The sequence below is a fragment of the Paenarthrobacter sp. TE3676 genome, from assembly GCF_056279165.1.
On the sequence record NZ_JBWBQU010000006.1, the window covers coordinates 48,827 to 66,978 of the forward strand.

Annotated in this window: 20 protein-coding genes; 10 read left to right on the top strand and 10 right to left on the bottom strand. The window is 62.3% G+C overall.

The window, feature by feature from the left end:
- Window positions 1–70 precede the first annotated feature (70 nt).
- Window positions 71–2,104, bottom strand: coding sequence for a rhamnogalacturonan lyase (locus tag ACZ881_RS14875; RefSeq protein WP_476116565.1), 2,034 nt, complete (start codon window positions 2,102–2,104; stop codon window positions 71–73).
- Window positions 2,105–2,474: 370 nt separating this feature from the next.
- On the opposite strand from ACZ881_RS14875, the gene ACZ881_RS14880 reads away from it, so the two are divergent.
- Window positions 2,475–3,617, top strand: coding sequence for an LLM class flavin-dependent oxidoreductase (locus ACZ881_RS14880; protein WP_476116566.1), 1,143 nt, complete (start codon window positions 2,475–2,477; stop codon window positions 3,615–3,617).
- 39 nt (window positions 3,618–3,656) lie between these two features.
- The gene (locus ACZ881_RS14885) at window positions 3,657–4,091 is read left to right on the top strand and encodes a rhodanese-like domain-containing protein (RefSeq protein ID WP_476116568.1); all 435 of its coding nucleotides are present in this window, start codon (window positions 3,657–3,659) and stop codon (window positions 4,089–4,091) included.
- On the opposite strand, the gene ACZ881_RS14890 is transcribed toward ACZ881_RS14885, so the two are convergent.
- The 5 genes from ACZ881_RS14890 to ACZ881_RS14910 all read right to left on the bottom strand — a co-directional run bounded on the left by ACZ881_RS14890 (window position 4,055) and on the right by ACZ881_RS14910 (window position 8,626).
- Window positions 4,055–4,765: a hypothetical protein gene (locus ACZ881_RS14890; RefSeq protein WP_476116570.1), complete on the bottom strand. Its 711-nt coding sequence runs from the start codon at window positions 4,763–4,765 to the stop codon at window positions 4,055–4,057. The two genes, ACZ881_RS14885 and ACZ881_RS14890, sit on opposite strands and share 37 nt — an antisense overlap.
- A gap of 14 nt (window positions 4,766–4,779) precedes the next feature.
- Complete coding sequence (locus ACZ881_RS14895; RefSeq protein WP_476116572.1) at window positions 4,780–5,565, bottom strand: MFS transporter; 786 nt, start codon at window positions 5,563–5,565, stop codon at window positions 4,780–4,782.
- An 89-nt stretch (window positions 5,566–5,654) separates the two neighbouring features.
- A complete protein-coding gene (locus ACZ881_RS14900) occupies window positions 5,655–6,815 on the bottom strand; it encodes an LLM class flavin-dependent oxidoreductase (protein WP_476116574.1) in 1,161 nt (386 codons plus the stop codon).
- Between the two features lie 21 nt (window positions 6,816–6,836).
- A complete protein-coding gene (locus ACZ881_RS14905) occupies window positions 6,837–7,496 on the bottom strand; it encodes a methionine ABC transporter permease (protein WP_476116576.1) in 660 nt (219 codons plus the stop codon).
- Window positions 7,497–7,498: 2 nt separating this feature from the next.
- Window positions 7,499–8,626 carry a methionine ABC transporter ATP-binding protein gene (locus ACZ881_RS14910; RefSeq protein WP_476116578.1) on the bottom strand — a complete coding sequence of 376 codons (1,128 nt, stop codon included), beginning with the start codon at window positions 8,624–8,626 and terminating at the stop codon, window positions 7,499–7,501.
- Between the two features lie 223 nt (window positions 8,627–8,849).
- Between ACZ881_RS14910 and ACZ881_RS14915 the strand changes: the two genes are divergently transcribed.
- From ACZ881_RS14915 to ACZ881_RS14940, 6 genes are all read left to right on the top strand, one after another.
- Window positions 8,850–9,734, top strand: coding sequence for a MetQ/NlpA family ABC transporter substrate-binding protein (locus ACZ881_RS14915; RefSeq protein ID WP_476116580.1), 885 nt, complete (start codon window positions 8,850–8,852; stop codon window positions 9,732–9,734).
- Between the two features lie 58 nt (window positions 9,735–9,792).
- Window positions 9,793–11,157, top strand: a complete 1,365-nt coding sequence (locus ACZ881_RS14920; protein WP_476116582.1) for an LLM class flavin-dependent oxidoreductase — start codon at window positions 9,793–9,795, stop codon at window positions 11,155–11,157.
- On the top strand, window positions 11,154–11,714 hold the full coding sequence (locus tag ACZ881_RS14925) for a GNAT family N-acetyltransferase (protein WP_476116584.1): 561 nt from the start codon (window positions 11,154–11,156) through the stop codon (window positions 11,712–11,714). Before ACZ881_RS14920 ends, ACZ881_RS14925 begins: the two co-directional genes overlap by 4 nt.
- A gap of 201 nt (window positions 11,715–11,915) precedes the next feature.
- Window positions 11,916–12,086 (top strand): hypothetical protein, encoded by a 171-nt coding sequence (locus ACZ881_RS14930; protein ID WP_178994140.1) that lies wholly within the window; start codon window positions 11,916–11,918, stop codon window positions 12,084–12,086.
- Between the two features lie 295 nt (window positions 12,087–12,381).
- Window positions 12,382–13,530, top strand: a complete 1,149-nt coding sequence (locus ACZ881_RS14935) for a glycosyltransferase family 2 protein (protein WP_476116586.1) — start codon at window positions 12,382–12,384, stop codon at window positions 13,528–13,530.
- A gap of 8 nt (window positions 13,531–13,538) precedes the next feature.
- Window positions 13,539–13,712, top strand: a complete 174-nt coding sequence (locus tag ACZ881_RS14940; RefSeq protein ID WP_476116588.1) for a hypothetical protein — start codon at window positions 13,539–13,541, stop codon at window positions 13,710–13,712.
- A gap of 108 nt (window positions 13,713–13,820) precedes the next feature.
- Here the strand turns inward: ACZ881_RS14940 and ACZ881_RS14945 are convergent, their stop codons facing one another.
- Window positions 13,821–15,071 (bottom strand): hypothetical protein, encoded by a 1,251-nt coding sequence (locus tag ACZ881_RS14945; protein ID WP_476116590.1) that lies wholly within the window; start codon window positions 15,069–15,071, stop codon window positions 13,821–13,823.
- Window positions 15,072–15,435: 364 nt separating this feature from the next.
- Between ACZ881_RS14945 and ACZ881_RS14950 the strand changes: the two genes are divergently transcribed.
- Window positions 15,436–15,915, top strand: coding sequence for an NUDIX hydrolase (locus ACZ881_RS14950; RefSeq protein WP_476117027.1), 480 nt, complete (start codon window positions 15,436–15,438; stop codon window positions 15,913–15,915).
- 27 nt (window positions 15,916–15,942) lie between these two features.
- Here the strand turns inward: ACZ881_RS14950 and ACZ881_RS14955 are convergent, their stop codons facing one another.
- Genes ACZ881_RS14955 through ACZ881_RS14965 form a run of 3 tightly spaced genes read right to left on the bottom strand, consistent with a single transcriptional unit; the run spans window position 15,943 to window position 17,412 of the window.
- A complete protein-coding gene (locus ACZ881_RS14955; RefSeq protein ID WP_476116592.1) occupies window positions 15,943–16,731 on the bottom strand; it encodes an alpha/beta fold hydrolase in 789 nt (262 codons plus the stop codon).
- A gap of 55 nt (window positions 16,732–16,786) precedes the next feature.
- Window positions 16,787–16,978 (bottom strand): helix-turn-helix transcriptional regulator, encoded by a 192-nt coding sequence (locus ACZ881_RS14960; RefSeq protein ID WP_054808874.1) that lies wholly within the window; start codon window positions 16,976–16,978, stop codon window positions 16,787–16,789.
- Complete coding sequence (locus tag ACZ881_RS14965) at window positions 16,975–17,412, bottom strand: hypothetical protein (protein WP_091470293.1); 438 nt, start codon at window positions 17,410–17,412, stop codon at window positions 16,975–16,977. The genes ACZ881_RS14960 and ACZ881_RS14965 overlap by 4 nt, the downstream gene beginning before the upstream one ends.
- 76 nt (window positions 17,413–17,488) lie before the next feature.
- Here ACZ881_RS14965 and ACZ881_RS14970 point away from each other — a divergent pair, with 76 nt between their 5' ends.
- A complete protein-coding gene (locus ACZ881_RS14970; protein ID WP_476116595.1) occupies window positions 17,489–18,061 on the top strand; it encodes an MOSC domain-containing protein in 573 nt (190 codons plus the stop codon).
- The last annotated feature ends 91 nt before the right edge of the window (window positions 18,062–18,152 follow it).

Here is an 18,152-nt window from a genome sequence, read left to right on the forward strand (position 1 = left end):
TAACGCGACCCGGGCGGCATTCACTTGTTAAGCACCCTGTTGTAAAGGGTCTTCGCCGGCAGGGAACCGGCTACTTCCTGGTCCCCGTGTAGACGACGGCGGGAATCGCCGGAGCCTGCATGCCCTCACCAATGAAGAAGCTCGGGTGCGGCGGCTGGTTGTAGGCGACGTTTTCCCGGGCCACAGCTGTGCGGTAGACCGTGTCATGCATGAGGGTCCTCAGGCGAACCTCGGTGGGGGCCGTAGTGGTGTAGATCCGCAACTCGCTGCTGTCGGTGGACGGCCAGGCGATCTCTTCGCGCCAGTCACCCAGGATGTCCGCTTGGATTGACGGGTTGCCCTTGGTGGTGTTGTTACTGCGTGCATCTTCGGCAGTCAGGAGCCGATCGCTGGACTCGGTTTCCCAGTTCCATTTGGAGATGGTGGGAACGCCGCGGGACAACGTTGCGTCATAGTCGTGGTCCACAATTTCGCGGAGCAGGTCACCATCCCACCATGCCAGGAAGTTCGCGGCGGGGATCTTCCCGGCGATCAGCTCGCCCTTGGCCGATACCAACTGACCAACGGGTGAATCCCACACGGCCGTACCTCCGACGGCCCACCCTTCCGCCCCGGCATAGCGGGGATCGATGTCACCTGCCGCACCGCGACCGGTGTCCCTGGCCGCGGGGATGCTCCAGAGGACTTCACCGGTAGCGGCGTCGCGGAATGTTGCTCCACGGTTGCCGCTCTGGCTCATGCTCTCGTGGACGGCGAACGTCTCCAGCCCAGGCCTGGACGGGTCGAGGTCGCTGGTGTGTATGGCATCGCCGTGGCCAAGCTTGGTGTTGTAAAGAGGCTGGCCATTGTCGTCGATGGTCATGGAACCGAAGACGAACTCGTCCTTGCCGTCCTGGTCCACGTCAGCAACAGACAAGTTGTGGTTACCCTGCCCCTTGTATTCATCCCCGGCAAGGTTCGAATCGAAGGTCCAGCGCTTGACGAGCTTGCCGTCCACCAGATCGTAGGTGACCAGGACGGTGCGCGTGTAGTAGCCGCGGCTGACCATCATTGATGGATGCACCCCGTCGAGGTAGGCCACTCCGGCCAGGAAGCGGTCTACGCGATTTCCGTAGTTGTCGCCCCAGCCGCCGACAGTGCCACGCGGGGGCTCGTAGGCCACGGTGTCCATGATGGTGCCGGTCCCGCCCTTGAAGACGGTCAGGAATTCAGGACCGGAAAGTATGTAACCGGCACTGTTGCGGAAGTCGGCATCGGCGTTCCCGATGACCGTTCCGGCAGCATCGCGGGTGCCGTCCGCTGTCTTCAGGGAAACCTCAGCCTTGCCATCGCCGTCGAAGTCGTAGGCCAAAACCTGGGTGTAATGCGCGCCGGCGCGGATGTTGCGGCCCAGGTCAATACGCCACAGCTTGGTGCCATCGAGCTTGTAGGCGTCCACGTAGACGTTGCCCGTGTATCCGGACTGGGAGTTGTCCTTGGCGTTGGAAGGTGCCCAAGTTTGAATGACCTCATATTTGCCATCACCGTCGAGGTCCGCGACAGTCGCATCGTTGGCGGAGTAGGTGTAGGGCTTCCCGTCAGGCGTCACTCCATCGGCCGGCTTGTCCAGCTTGATGGCCACATGGTTCTGCGCCAGCGGCGTCACCGCTTCGCTCAGCTTGTCCTCGCCTTGCCCATTCCCGACGGTCTTGATCACGTAGTTGGACTCCGCCGTTCCATCCGGGTCCACGAACATTGTGGCATTTCGGAGTGGTTCCGGGGTGATGTTCACCCCGTCGCGCAGGACCTGGAAACCGACGCTGTCCTTATCCAGGCCGAGCATGCGCCAGCTCACCGTGACGCCCTGATCCGTCAGGACAGCAACCGGCGCCCGGTCCAGGTTCTCCACTTGCCGCTTGAGGGTGGATGGATCCTTCGCAGCAGGCACGACGCCGGGGAGGCCGGCTTGCGCTGCTTGCGGGAGTTGGGCGGGGGCTGCTTGAGCGAGCGGGACGCCCGTCAGCGCGATGGCGGCAGCGGCAAGTGAAGCAGAAGCCGCCATGGGAACGGCCTTCCATGCACGGCCACGGGTACTGCGGTAGGAACATTTCGAGGGGTAAGCCAAAGAACATCTCCTTTGATGCTGGGCGGCAGGGGGATCTGTCGCACCTTGATTGGAACGTTTCACACACCGCGAACTGAACCGCCTCCAATCGTGGGGCGATGGTTCCGCGGCATGAGAAAACGCTTTCCGCACCCAAGGTTTACCAGTGCCTCATTCCCCCGGTCAAGAGTTTGACAAGAAATACCTGTGCGAATTCGTTGGGGAATGTTCGGATTTGTACCGGGGTCTTAGCAAATGATGCAGGGATCGCAGACTCGTAGCCGAAGGTCCTTATGACGGTCCGTTTCGCCGGATTTCGCTGGATTTAGCCCCGTTGAGCGGGGTGACGGATCCGCTTTGGCTGAGGCACTGCGCTCCGTAGTGTCGTGCCATGCCGAAGCCTTCAGTCACTCCCCTGTCCGTCCTTGACCTAAGTCCGGTGTCAGCCGGGCAGACCCCCGGCGAGGCTTTGCGCAGCACCCTTGACCTTGCCGCCGCCGCAGAGGCTTCCGGCTATTCGCGGTACTGGTTGGCCGAGCACCACCTCAATACCGGCGTTGCTGGTTCTGCTCCGCACATCCTTGCCGGTCTGGTGGCGTCGGCCACCAAGACCATCCGCGTGGGAACCGCGGCCACCCTGCTGGGAAACTACAAGCCGCTTCAGATTGCGGAGAGCATCGGAACGCTCGCCGCGGTCTTTCCTGACCGTTTGGACCTCGGCTTTGGTCGCTCCGGGCCGCCCAAGTCTCCCAGCGAACCGGCACCTGGGGTGGTGCCTGCAGCTGATGTGGCCGCTGCCGGCGACCGTGTGATTGACGGTCTGCTGATCCCCTCCCCACGCCCTATCTTCGGTGCCGTCCTTCCCCGGAAGTTCCGGCTGCAGGGGGAACTGCTTGGCAGAGTCCCTGGCGATACCGACAATTTCGAGACCGACGTGCAGGACATCATCGGGTTTTTCACCGGCGACTATCGGACGAAGCACGGCGAGGAAGTCACGGCAACACCGGCCCTTGGCCAGGCGCCGCAGTTCTGGATCCACGGCTCAACAGCCGGACCAAGTGCCCGGCTCGCTGGCAAGCTGGGTCTTCCCTTCGGCGCGAACTACCACGTAGCACCGGCAGGGGTGCTGGATTCCATCGCTGAATACCGGTCCCACTTCGAACCGTCCGCCGCCTTGCAGGAACCGCAGGTGATCGTCTCGGCGGACGTGTTGGTGGCCCCGAACGAACACCGGGCTCAGCGCTTGGCCCGCGGCTACGCCCAGTGGGTTTACGGTATCCGCAGCGGCCAGGGCGCCATCCCCTACCCTTCGCCGGACGATGCCCTTGATCTTTCCTTGGACGCGGAAGCCGAGGAGCTGACCAAAGACCGTGTGGATACCCGCTTTGTGGGCGACCCCCACCAAGTCAGCCACAAGCTACGCGCGCTGCAACACGCAACCGGAGCCCAGGAACTCCTGATCACCACCATTGCCCACCACCACGCCGACCGGCAGAGCTCGTACCAATTGCTCGCCGAGGCGTGGGGTCTCTAGTTTTCCGGATTACCAACCACCAAATACAAAGGGAGCAATATGTCCATCGAAACCGAAGTGCAGGATACCCAGCTGATCACCGCTGATGAAGCAGCAAAGCTCATCGAAGAGGGCGCCCTACTGATCGATGTCCGCAGCGAAGGCGGCCGCGCCAGCACAGGCGCGGTTCCTGGTGCCGTAGTGGTCAACCGCGAGCATGTTGAGGAGGACTTCAACCTCGAATCCGCCCATCGTTTGGCGCAGGTCAGCGGGAAAGACCAAAAGATCGTGGTGTTCTGCGGCTCCGTGAACGGCTCACGTCCCGTCGCGCAGAAGCTCAAGGTCCTCGGCTATGCCAACGCAGTCCACGTGGATGGAGGGTTCCCGGCCCTGCGCGACGCCGGCGTCCCCACCACGGGTCCAACGGTTGCGCCCCTTGAAACAGCCCCGACAACAGCTCAGGCGTCAACCGCTTCAGTGGCTTCAGAGCGCTGAGTACCTGCCGCCGTCGTCGGGGCTTCCTTTCCGGAAGTCACGACGGCGGCATTTCTGTTTCTGCGGTCCCGCGCCTCACGCAGCCAGTCGAGTCCGCCCGCAAGCAAGGCGACACCAAGCAGAATGCAGCACATGACGATGCCTTGGTGGAAGGCATCCTTTGACGCTTCGCCGGTGGCCGCTCGGTGCGCGTCCAGGAAGGTGCCCGCCGCCGCAGCCGAGCATAGTGCTGCAGCAAAACGCTGGCTGAGCTGGTAGAAACCTGCTGCCACTCCGGCGGCGCCTACGGGTGCATGAGCGAGAGTCAGTGTCTGGTTCGGTGCGACTACCAGGCCGGTCGCCACTCCTTGGAAGAGCCCGACGGCGGCCACGGCAAGGGCCGCTGTCCCGCCGTCGAGCCCTTGCACGAAAAGGTCCTTGGCTACCAAGCAGGCCAGACTGCCCACGAGCGCGAAGACGACCCCACCACGTCCGTATCGGGCTACGAAGCGCCAACTGAAGCTGGAGGCCAACAGCATCCCGGCTGCTTGCGGCGCGAGGATGGCTGCAGCTGCCAAAGGAGCCATCCCGCTCCCGGCAAGGAAGTAGAACGCCGTCACAGCGGCCATTCCGGCACCGACACCGAACTGGCAGAGCGCCACAACAGTGCCCAAGGCATAGCCCCTGGATTTCATCAGCGCGGCACTGATCAATGGAGTTCGGCCGTGCCGGTGGTAGAGAATTTCCCAACCGGCGAAGGCGAGGAGCGCACCCCCGCCGCCAGCGACGTCACGGCAATAGTGCCTGCACCGTAGATTGTCGGGATGAGCGAGGCGATCACCACACCGCCGAGCAACAATGCGCCCAGGATGTCGATCGAGGGCTTCGCCGTGCCGTTTCGCGGATCCTGGCTGGCCGGCCGCGGGAGGAGCCGGAAGGCCAGTGGAACCAGGACCAGCACCAAGGGAACATTCGCCAGGAACAGGATCCGCCAGCCGATCGACGGGTCGCCCAGTGAGAGGACGAGTCCGCCGATCAGCGGGCCGCAGACCGCAGCGGAACCCCCGGCGGCAGCGTACGCACCGAGGGCTTTGGCGCGGTCGGGACCGGAATAGACGTCCTGCAGGAGGCCAAGCACCTGCGGATTCAGGGTTCCCGCGCCGAGCCCTTGGAGGAGCCTGGCGATGATGACCAGTGATGGGTCCGTGGCCAGGCCGCCCAGCAGGCTCGATGCGCCGAAAACAGCAATGCCTGCGATGAAGAGGGTTCTCCGGCCGACAATGTCCCCAAGCCTGCCCGCGGGAACCAACGCAACACCAAACGCCAGTGAGTAGCTCGCCAGGATCCATTGCACAGAGCCTGAATCGGCGTGGAGCGAGGCGGACATCGCGGGAACCGCCAACACGAACATTGACTGGTCAAGGAGCGTGATGAATCCTGCGCCCAGGCAAAGCCAGAGGGCAGAACGTTTGGCGTGGTTTCCTGGGCCGTTCATCTCGTTCCTTCCTGACCTGCTTTGCCTCGGTGGATGATCGAAAACAACCACATAGGGTTGGTTTGGGCCCGGAGGCCACTCAAAGAGGGTCAGGAGGCGCCAGCCAACACGCGTGCCCGCGCCGCTGCCTGGCCTGCCCGGAGTTCCTCGGCGGTCCGGCCATGCTCCCGGTGCGCCACTTCCTGCTTCAGCTGCGGGATCACGTGCTGGCCAAACTCAAGGGCATCAGGGACGAAGTCGTAGCCGCGAAGGCCGAAAATCTCGAAGCCGAGCTCGTGGTAGTCCAGAATCGCCTGCGTGACGGTGTCGTAGGAGCCCACCAACGCCGTCGCGCTTCCACCTCCACCACCCGCCGCTTTGGCGAGGGCAGTCCAGAGGGCGCGGTCGTGAAGGTCGCCGCGTTCCGCAGCTGCGAGAAGCCGCTGGGTACCGGCGGCTTCGGGCTTCTGGTTGTAGTGGCGGACAGGGTCGATGACCTCGCCGTTGTCCCGGCGGGACTCGAGCCTCGCAAGGACGGCTTGGGCCTTCTCCCAGGCCAGCTCGTCCGTAGCGGCAACGATGGGCCGGAAGGCTATCTGCCAGCGCAACGGCTCACGGCGCCCGAGCGACGCAGCCCGTGCAAGGATCTGTTCCTGCTGGCCGGCGGCATCGGCTAGCGGTTCGCCGAAGAGCGCATAGATATCTGCCTCAGCGGCGCCCACAGCCCAGGCCGCTTCGGAAGAACCACCAAACGAGATGCCGGGCCGCTTGCCGTTGAAAGGCCCCAAGCCGCTGGCGAAATTCTCGAATCTGTAGTGCTCGCCGGACCAATCAAACGATTCTCCGGACCACGCCCGCCGCACGATCTGCATGTACTCCCGCGTCCGGCCGTAGCGTGCGTCTTTGGCAAGGAAGTCCCCTTCGCGGGCCTGATCTGTCTGGCTTCCGCCCGTGATGAAGTGCACGGTCAACCGGCCTTGGGCGATGTGGTCCAGCGTCAGGAAGGACCGGGCCGCAAATGTGGGGTGTGAAACGTTGGGCCGGTGCGCCAACCGCAGTTGGATCCGTTCCGTAGCGGCCGCAACCCACGCAGCATGGATCGAGGGATCCTGCGTAGTGGAGTTGTAGGCGAACAGGACGTGGTCCCAGTTGTTGTCCTCGTGGATCCTGGAAATGCGGGCAGCGTAGTCAGGGTCGAAAAAGGACGTGGTGGCCGGCGAAGTTTCCGTGGAATCATTGCCGGCACCCATACCGAGGAATTCGATGGGCATTGTGGTTCTCCTGACAGAGAGTTAGCGGCGAAGGATGCGCTGGGCCAGGAAGTTACCCAGCAACTGAGCGGCCTGCACCATGACGATGATGATCAGGACGGTCACCAGCGTGACTTCCCAATTGAACTGTTGGTAGCCGTACATGATGGCGAAGTTGCCCAAGCCGCCGCCGCCGATGTACCCGGCCATGGCTGACATGTCCACGATGGCGATGATCATGAACGTGTAACCCAGAATCAGCGGTGCCAAGGATTCGGGGATGACCACTGACCAGAGGATGTGCAGCCGGCTATCGCCCATGGCCCGCGCGGCTTCCACCACGCCCGGGTCGGAGGCCACCAGGTTTTGCTCCACTACCCGGCCAATCACGACGCCGGCCATGAGCGCCATGGGCAGGATCGCCGCCGTCGTGCCAATAGTGGTGCCCATGACGATCAAGGTCAGCGGCGCAATGGCCGTGATGAAGATGATGAACGGAATGGGCCGGATGATGTTCACCAGGAAGTTCAGGAACGAGAACACGGTTTTATTGGCAAACAGGTTTCCGGGCCTGGTGGCGTAGAGGGTGACGCCCAACGCGAGGCCGGCGGCGCCACTGAGCAGGACGGTGATGACCACCATGTAGATGGTCTGCTGGAAGGATTCGCCCAGCACGGGCAGGAGCGTTGTCCAGTGGGTCATGGCTATTCTCCGGCGTTCGCGGGGACGGGGGCTGGAAGGTGCGGTGAGGCACTGGCGGCAGCTGCCGCCGTCGGAATTTGGCGTTCGACGGCGGTGACGTTGCCTAAGTCGGCGAGTGCAGCGTCAATGGACGCGTCGCTGCCTGTGAGCTCGTAGGTGAGTGTGCCGAGGATTTTGTTCTGGATCTCGGTGACACCGCCGAACACCACGCTGGATCCCACGCCGTGTCGTTCGAAGGTGGCGGCCACGAGCGGGGTGGGCGCAGCCTCTGAGATGCCAATGGATACGAGCCGGCCTGGATGCGCTGCGGCAAGGCGGCTAACCGTGTCCGCTTCCGGAGTGCCATGCACGGCCGTGGAGACGAAGCGTTGGGTGGAAGCACTTTGGGGGTCCGCGAACACCGAGTAGGTTGGTCCGGCTTCCACCACGCGGCCGGATTCCATCATCACCACGGTGTCGCATATCTCGCGGACCACGTGCATTTCATGGGTGATGACCACGACTGTGGTGCCGAGTTCTTTGTTGATGCGTCGGAGGAGACGGAGGACATCCCGGGTGGTCTCCGGGTCCAGGGCGCTGGTGGCTTCGTCGGCGAGCAGGATGTCCGGAGCGTTAGCCAGCGCGCGCGCAATTCCCACGCGTTGCTGCTGGCCTCCGGAGAGACGCCGGGGGTAAGAACCGGCTTTGTCCGCGATGCCCACGAATTCCAGCAGCTCGTCTACGCGGGGCTTGATCTTCTGCTTGGACCAGCCCGCTACCTTCAACGGATAGGCGACGTTCCCGAACACGGTCCGGGACTTCAGGAGATTGAACTGCTGGAAGATCATGCCGATGCCGGAACGGACTTTGCGCAACTGGCCTTCGGGTAGGGCGGAGATGTCCTGCCCCTTGACGAGGACCTGCCCCTCAGTGGGACGTTCCAAGCCGTTAAGCAGCCTCACCAGCGTGGATTTTCCGGCGCCCGAATACCCGACGATTCCGACGACGGTCCCCTCTTCAATATCCAGGGTGACGTCATCGACGGCGCGTACCGGCTCCGAGTGTTTGCCGCGGTTGCTGCGTTGCCCCCGGTTGCCGCTTTGAACCGGGAACACTTTGCTGACGCCGCGCAGCGAAACGATCGCGCTCACCGGAGCCTCCTTTTTTGGGTTGGTTGGACGCCCATTCCAACAGCGCCCCAGCCCCCGTATCGAACCCAATGACCCCCTGTGACCTGCGGTTTCTTTCCTTGACGATGCGCGTCGGAGTGTTGCGAAGACGTTCGATTCTCACCACGGCAACTGCCTAGCGTGAGGCAGGGGGAACACCCCGTACCTTCCATTCGCATCAATACCCTTTGTACGGAGAAGCATCATGAAGAACCGCCTGTTAGTTGCCGCCGTCGGCCTGATTGCCGCCCTATCGCTCTCGGCTTGCGGGGGTGCCTCAAGTGGTTCGTCAACCGCTGCGAACACCAAGGTGGTTATCGGTGTGGACGACGGCGCCGAGGAACACTGGACTCTCCTGAAGAACAAGCTGAAGGACCAGGGCATCGATCTCGAGGTCAAGAACTTCACTGACGGTGCGCAGATCAACACCGCAACACAGCAGGGCCAGGTGGACATCAACCTGTTCCAGCACTTGAAGTACTTGTCCCAGTTCAACGTCAACAGCAACGGCACGCTGGCTCCGGTTGGAGCTACTGCGGTGTACCCGCTGGCGCTCTACTCGGAGAAGTTCAAGTCTGTTGAGGAGCTCCCGGCCGATGCCGAGGTTGCCATTCCCAACAACCCCACCAACCAGGCCCGCGCCCTGCTGAATCTGCAGACCGCAGGGTTGCTGCAGCTCAAGGACGGCGGTAACTCCCTGTCTACTCCGGCTGAGATCACCTCGAGCAAGATCAAGGTTGTCCCGGTGGACAGCAACCAGACGGTAAACGCGCTGAAGGGAACCACGGATGCCGCCGTCGTCAATAACACGCAGGCCCAGAAGGGCGGCTTGGGGGACGAGAAGATCATCTTCAAGGAAGACCTGAATTCGGAATCCCTGGCTCCCTACATCAACGGCTTCGTGGTGAAGGCTGACCGCAAGGACGATCCCACGTGGAAGAAGATCGTGGATGCCTACCACTCCCCCGAGGTGGAAGCCTCGGTGACCAAGCTCAATGACGGCAACCTTCAGTTCAAGGCTGATTGGACTGCGGCCAAACTGCAGGAAGTCCTCACCGCCGAAGAAGAAGCCATCAAGAAGACCAAGTAGCTGTTTGCAGGGTGCCCGCCTTGTTGCGGGCACCCTTCGAATATTCAGGAACAGGCCCATGAACCAGACTCTCATCAGCGAACGCCAGCAGATCCATTTCTTCGCCTACCTCGTGGGCACGGGCATCCATCTGGCTTCATGGCGCCACGAAACGGCCTTCCCCCAGGCCAGCATCGATTTCAGGCACCAGGTGGCGCTGGCCGGAATCGCCGAAAAGGCCAAGTTTGATGCCATCTTCCTGGGCGACTCCCTCGCGATCGACGAGACGTCCAACCCCGGCATCCTCAACCGGTTCGATCCCATCGGCCTGGTCACAGCCCTCGGCGCCGTCACCAGCAACATCGGCCTCATCGCAACATCGTCCACCTCTTACGATGAGCCGTTCAATTTCGCCCGTGCGGCCCTTACGGCGGACCACATCAGCGGTGGACGCGTCGGCTGGAACATCGTCACCACCCGCGACCTCACCAATAGCACGGCCGGCAACTTCAGCGCCGATGAGCATCCCGACCACAGCCTCCGGTACCGCCGCGCTGAAGAGTTCGTCGAGGTTACCCAAGGCCTGTGGAATTCCTGGGGCCCGGACGCCTTCCTCTACAACAAGGAAGCCGGGCGGTTCTTTGACCGCCAAAAACTCAGCCGTCTGGACTATGAGGGTGAGTTCTTCAAGGTTGCCGGTCCACTCAACATCGGCCCTTCCCCTCAGCACTCCCCGTTGCTGGCCCAGGCGGGAACTTCCGTCCCGGGCCGAAAACTGGGCGCGAAGTTCGCCAATGCCCTGTTCGCAAGCCATCCGGACATCCCGCAAGCACGTAAGTACAGGGATTCAGTCCGGGCCCAAGCCGTAACGTTCGGCCGAAATCCCGACGAAATCTACGTCTACCAAGCCATTTCACCCGTTGTGGCGGACACCCGCGAGGAAGCCCTGGAACGCATCCGGGAGCTGGACGACCTCATTACTGATCAGCAGGTCCTGGACTTTCTCCAGGAGTACTTCACCGGCCCTACCCGCGAAGGCACAGTCGATTTCACCGGGCTCGGAGCGGACGCCACCGTGGCCCAATCGGGCATTCCCACCATCGCGCAGCCCAGGGCCGATTTTCGCTCTGCCGGAGAGCAGATCCAAGGACGCGAAGAGGAGGTAACGCTGAAGGATCTCTACTCGATCCTCACGGGCGACAAACGCAATCATGACTTCATCGGGACCCCACAGCACGTTGCCGGTTCTTTGGCACGCTGGCATGCAGAGGGCGCCGCCGACGGCTTCAACCTCATGTTCTCCCTGCTGCCCCAGGACCTGGAGCGCTTCACCTCCGGGGTCATTCCCCTGCTCCAAGAGCGCGGCCTCGCCCGCCGCGAGTACTCGGGCACAACGCTCAAATCCCACCTCGGACTCGATCCGCAGCCGAAAGGACAACCATGACCACCACAGCAAACGTCGTCACCGGCACGTACGTGATCCGGGAGGCTCGCCAGGAAGAGTACGACGCCGTGGGGCGGCTGACGTACGAGGGCTTTGGTCACCATCTTCCGGGCGCGCACCAGCCGGACGATGAGCGCCTTGGTCTCCTGCTGAATGCCGCCGCCCGGGCACGGGAAGGTGTGCTGCTGGTGGCCGAGGACGAGGAATCCGGACGCTTGGTGGGCACGGCAAGCCTCCTCCCCTACGGCTCCCGGTTGAGCCGCCAGGCTGAGGAAGGCGAAGTTGAACTCAGGCTCCTCGCGGTGTTGCCCGAAGCCCGCCGGAGCGGACTTGGCCGGAGGCTCCTGAACGAATCAGCCCGCATTGCGGCCGACAGGGGCGCAGAGCGCGTGGTGCTGGACACCGCCGTCGACAACGAACCTTCCCAGCGCCTTTACCGCCGCCTGGGCTACGTCCGCCGTCCTGAGCGGGAGAAGGAACGGCCAGCTCCGAAGGTGCAGCTGGTGGTTTACACGCTGGACGTGCCGCCCGCGGCAGGAGGCAGTCCCCACGGTTAACCTGCACGGTTAAACGGAGTCATGAGGAACGTGTAATCGGTCACACTTAGCCGGATTTACTTGTCAACCGTGGTGGGCAGCATGAACCATGAATGAGGGAATTCGTTCCCATACAAGCTGAATCAGCAATCCTCACCGACGAGGATGCGGCCCCTGCGAAGAAGCTTGGGGCTGTTAACGGCCTGAGTGAAAGTACTGACAATGACGACACATACTGACTCCATCACGCTGAAAATCTGGGACAAGTCGGCAATCGACCACACCATCGATGCCGCCATTGAATCCCTCTCACACCGCGCTGCCGCCGAAAATTGCGGAATCGCAGTTACCCTGAGCGGCCCTAAGACCTTCACGGTCAGCCTGAACCGCTAAGCAGCTCAAGAACTACGCAAGAGGACGACGCCGGGACCTCCCGACGTCGTCCTCTTGCGTTTAAGCGCCTCCCGCAGTTGTACGCCTCCCCCGGCGTTGTACGGCTCGTGACGCGAACAAGTCCGGGTTCCACCGGGAAGTTGGCACCAGTGGTCCTTACCCCCTGTTCGTGACGCCATACAGAAAGTCCTGATGGAACCTTGAGACTTCCTTGATGGTTTCCCTCCCCTGATCTTGCGTTCGCGTTGGAAGTCTAAGTGAGTCAACGCTTCAACGCCTGAACGGAGGGATCACAATGCTCACGGAAACCACGGCCAACGCAGCTGCACCGGCCCCGGCTAACGCGCCGGAGACGGCTGTCAGGCCGCGACGATCCCACCGGGCGCCAGGCGGGGTGGTCACCGTCCTGGTTCCGGCACACAACGAGTCTGCCGGCATCACCGAGACGCTGCTCTCCTTGAATAACCAGACTCAGCGCCCGGACCGCGTGATCGTGGTGGCAGACAACTGCACCGATGACACCGAAGAGCTTGCCCTCGCTCAGGGCGCCGAAGTCATGCGCACCGTGGGCAACAAAGACAAGAAGGCCGGTGCCCTGAACTTCGCCCTCAGCGAGCTCCTTCCGGATGCTGACCCGGAGGACCTGTTCCTGGTCCAGGATGCCGACTCGCAGCTGGCCCTCGACTTCATCGAGAACGCCACCAGGAACCTGCTCGCGGACGAACTGCTAGGCGCTGTGGGCGGAGTGTTCAGCGGCGGTCCTGGCGGCGGCTTTGTTGGCCATCTGCAGCGCAACGAATACGCCCGTTACGCGCGCGACGTGAAGCGACTTCACGGCAAGTGCCTGGTAGTCACCGGCACAGCGGCGCTTTTCCGCGTCAAGACACTGCGGGACGTCGTGGCCGCCCGATTGAAGGGCATGCTCCCTCCCGGCAACGGCAACGGCGGCGTCTATGACACCTCGGTGCTGACCGAGGACAACGAACTCTCCTTTGCCCTGTTGACCCTGGGCTACCGCATCGCATCTCCATCCAACTGCACGTTGGTCACCGAGGTCATGCCCACGTGGCGTGAACTGTGGTCACAGCGACTGCGATGGAAGCGCGGCGCGGTGGAGAACTGCGTGCAATACGGATGGACCAAAGTAACCAGGCCATACTGGGGACGCCAGTTTCTTTCCATGATCGGCGTCTTAGTGACGCTGGCCTACTTCGGCTCCCTCCTGTTCGCGTTGATTTCCGGCATGGGCCTGAACCTTCAGCCCTTCTGGATTACCGTCACCGGCATTTTCATCCTGGAACGCATAGTCACTGTGCGTTACCGGGGCTGGAGGTACATGCTCCTGGCCGCAACCATGTACGAAACCGTCATCGATATCTTCCTCCAGGCTGTCCACGCCAAGGCGTACCTGGATGCAGCACTCAACAGAAAGAAAGTTTGGTAAATCGACTCATGTACAACAACGCAGTAACCCCAGTGACAGGGGCAGTAGCAGCCGGAATGGGCTCAGGCACGCTCGCATTGACCGGAGCCGGAGACCTCTTCTGGCTCGCACTGGCAGCCTTTGCCATGCTGGCTCTCGGACTCGCCGTTAAGAGGATCGTTCCAGTCCGGGCACAAAAGTAGGCTAAAAGAACCACATCAAGCAACGAACCCGCAGTTGTGTCGCTACCTCCAGCGCGACACAACGGCGGGTTTGTTGTATTCGCCGTACTGGCCTACAGCCTTATTGGCCTACTGCACCGGGGGCGTGCTGGCTGAGTACTTGACCACCGTGGTGTAGCCGGCTTTAGTGCCGGTAACCCGCACGCTCATCGCGTCAGCCTGGTCAGCACTCACCAGCTTGTAGGAACGGGCCGTTGCCCCGGGGATTGCCACACCCGAGCGATACCACTGATACGTCAAGGTGGTCCCGGACGTCCACGTACCAGGATTGGCAATAAGCGTTGAACCCACTGTCAGCGTTCCCGTGACAATCGGGGTAGGCGCTACCAAAGTCCCGGCTACAACTATCGCCGTGGGAGCAGACTCCCTGACGGCAGTTGCGTAGCCGGCCTTGGTTCCCGTGACGCGGACCGTCAGGCTGGTGCCCTGATCCGCGGCGGCGAGGACCCTGGTGGCGTTGGTTGCGCCGGCAATAGCCGTGCCGTTCCGGAACCACTGATAGCTCAGGGCGGTCCCGGTGGTCCAGGTTCCCGGAACTGCGGTCAATGTTGAGCCTACGGCTGCCGCGCCTGTGATGGTGGGTGTTGTCGCAAGGAGCTGACCTTGGTTCGAGGGAACGAAGGAGAAGTCCCGGATGGTGACTGTTTCGGGCACCACGTGTGCTGCATCTCCGCCTCCACCGCCTGTTACCCAGAGGTTGAAGTGAATCTGTTCCTTGGCCGGGAGCGGGACCGTGGATCCCTCCAAAACGGTCCTCTTGAGCAACGTGCCGTCGTAGCCTTCCCCAGCAAATGTCTCGTAGGTCAGCTTGCCCGGTTCCCAGACCATCCTGTGGGTGAGGATCGGGGCATTGGTGACATCAAAAGTGACGGTGTTGTTTCCCTGCCCCGGGGGCAAGCTGGCGTCAAACCAATATCCATGCCCTTGGGTCACGGGCCAGTTTTCACCATAGGCGGCGCCCCCACCCCAGGCCGAGGCTTCACAAAGGTCAATCTCCGTATAGCCAGGCACCGCATTGGGGTCGTAGGTGAACAGGCATCCCCACACCACTTCCTTCTGGAGGGCGCTGACATCCTTTTCCACCGTGGTGCTGTACGTTCCATAGCCGAAGCCTTCACGCGTGGATTGAAATTCCGCTCCCTTCGGAGCCGATCCCGTGGGGTTGCTGATGGACAACTTGACGTACCCGTTCGCGTCCGGGTTGCTCACGTTATTGGCATCCCAACTCGCGTTATACATGGGCGCCCCGCCCCAAAAGCGCTTCTGCCAGTTGAACCCTTTCCACGCAAAGCTGCCCACCGGGCCAGGATCCTCAGCCATGGGCGTGGTGTCCGCTGCATGTGAGGGGCCTATTCCTGTGAACATCGATAAGCCAACCGCAACGACGACGGCCAACCCCATTGCTTTTCTTCCCCCACGTGGAAGGAGCCTCACTGACAATGCCATAGCTGTTTCCTCCTGCTGATGCGCCCAGAACCGTCAACGGCTGATGCCGCTGACCGCAGCGACGTTCCACCCCCCGACAAACGCCTGTCCTCGATTATCGAGTAGCCAGGGTCCTGCCGGAAGCGAAATGAACAAGCAAATTCGTCCACACAACATCAATCGGATAACGGCGCCAACTCCACGAGTAGCCTTGACGTATCCCAGAATTTTCGCGCATGGTCTGACCCCGGGAGGGCACATCACAATTCGCAGCGCAGGCATCCTCCTTCACCGACGAAACACCGCCGGGCGATTGGAACTGTGGATAGCCCACATGGGTGGGCCCTTTTGGGCCCGCAAAGATGAACACGCCTGGTCAATTCCCAAGGGAGAATTCCCCGAGGACGAAGACCCTTTGGTTGCCGCCCAACGGGAATTCACCGAAGAAATTGGCACACCACCGCCAGCGGCCCACTACCACCTCCTGGGCGTTTTTCGGCAGCCCTCCGGCAAACTCATCACCGCGTTCACTGCCGAAGCCCGCGACTTTCAACCTCAGCAGATTGTCAGCAACACCTTTCCCATGGAATGGCCCAAGGGCTCGGGTGCCATCCAGGAATTCCCGGAGATCGATGACGCCCGATGGTTTGAGGAACCCGTAGCCCGGACAAAGCTCGTCAAGGGGCAACTCCCTATCGTCGATGCCTTGGTCCGGCACCTTGGTGGGCATTCCCTCTAGGGCCGACCACCCAAGCAGGCCTGCCAATCATCCTGACGAACGGCTCTTTCCGGCGATGAATTGCCGGATCCACTCAACCGTTTCGGGATGGTCCAGGTGCAAGCCATGACCAGCACCAGGAACCCTCACCAGCACCGAGCGGGGAATGTGCTCGCGGAGGAGCAGCGCGTTGGGCAAGGGCGTCAACGCGTCCTCGATGCCGTGAAGGATCAGAGTCGGCGACTGGATGGAGCTGAGATCACGCCAGGCATCGTGCTCGCGGCTGGCCTTGAAGTGGCGCACTTTGGCCCATGCTGACGCGTGGGAGTTGAAGAACGTGTGCGTCGCCGCGGGATTGCTCCGGACCCAATCCGCGTCGAAGAAGAGCGGTTCAAGCCGGGACATGTCACCACTAACCAGCGCATCCAAGGCCGCCCTGTCCGGCTGCATTCCGGCGTCCGGCGATCTTCCACCGCTCGTTGCGGCGAGGATCAGAGTGCGGACTTTCTGCGGGTAGTCGATAGCCAGCCACTGCCCAACTCGACCACCCATGGAATGACCGTACACGTGTGCTAAATCCACCCCTGCAGCGTCAAGGACAGCTGCTGCATCCTCCGCGAGGAGCCGCGTAGTGTAGCGCTCGGCTTCGCCCTTCCCACTCCGACCTATCCCCCGGTGATCAAAACGGATGACGCGGTAATAGCGCGACAGAAGCTCCGCCGTCGGACCCCAACCATCCATGGCTGTCGCCTGGCCGGCGATGAGCAGCATCGGCTCACCTTCGCCTTCCGATGTCCAGGCGATTTCAGCGCCGTCGGCGGCCTCAGCAAAGTTCACCGTGCCACAGTATCCGGGAGGGGCTCAAAGCGCTGCGGCGTGGGACACAAGCACGCTAGTCCGCGGTGAAAATGTCCTCAATGGCACAGTCAAACGTCCGCGCAATGAGGAAGGCCAACGGAAGCGAGGGATCAAACTTCTCCCGCTCGATGGAGATGACGGTCTGCCGGGAAACTCCAAGTGCCGCCGCCAGGTCCGCCTGTGTCCAGCGCCGTTCGGTGCGCCGCTCCGCGAGGTTGTTCTTCACTTGAGCGCGCGGTGGCGAATGGCCACGTATCGCAGCCCGGCGTCAACCGCGCTCAGGGCAATCAGGCCAAAAAGGACCGGAAGTGCGTCCACGGCGAAACGGCCGATGGCCAGCACCAGTGAAGCGACCACGATAGCGACCAGGACATCCAGGAAAGCCCCCGCTCCCGCTTGCCGCATCCACTGCAATTCCACGCTCTGCTCGCCGTGCGGATCGCGGGTGATCGTGTGATTGGATACGAACACCTTGCCGCCCAGGGACATCGCCGGGTAGGCGGCGCAAAGGGCGCCAATCGCTGCAGCGAGCCAGAAGTCATCCGGGTTCGATGCTCCCACCACGACGGAAACCACCACCGTCAGGATGACGCCGAGGATGATCGCCAAGACGTAGTGGTGGGCCGGCGCCCGCCTCGATGTAAAGGAAGCTTTACTCATGGGAAAAGTAAAGCATCCTTTACATTTCCGGGCAATAGCTAATGCGTACTGTCCAAGCTGGGTCTAGCGTTGAGGGATGACCGCTGAGTACAGGTACGACGTCGATGTGCTGCACCTTTTGGTGTCGCCGGCCCACGCCTACTTTGGCCGTGCCCGCGAAGGGGCCGCAGACGTCCCCACTACCGATGCCGGGCAGGCCGAGTTGGTGGCGGACAAAGGCATTGTTGGCGACAGGTTCTTCGGCAAGGCCGCACACATGGACGCCGCCGTGACGTTGTTCGCGGTGGAGGCCCTGGAAGCCATCGCGTCGGAACTCGAGGCCGGTCCCTTGGATCCCCTGTTGACCCGGCGGAACGTTGTCCTGCGGGGAGTGGAGTTGGCGCCTTTGCTTGGCCATGAGTTCACGCTTGAGTCCGGTGAGGACACTGTGCGGCTCAAAGCCGGGCGACCGGCCCATCCTTGCGCGTGGATGGATGAAATGCTTGCCCCGGGCGCCCATAAGGCGATGCGGGGGCGCGGCGGCGTCCGATGCCAGGTGATCGCCGGAGGGGTGTTGCATCGGGGTCCCGCCGTGCTGAGTAGTCCTGTGCCGCTCGACCCAAGGAAGGCCGGGGACGCCAACGTGCTGCGGCCAACGCGGTTGCCCTAAGCATCTCCACCCTGCGCCTGCACAAGATGCACCCGCGAAAGTCAGGAGCCTGTCAAACAAGCGTTTCGCCGCATAGGGTGGTCAGGTGGAT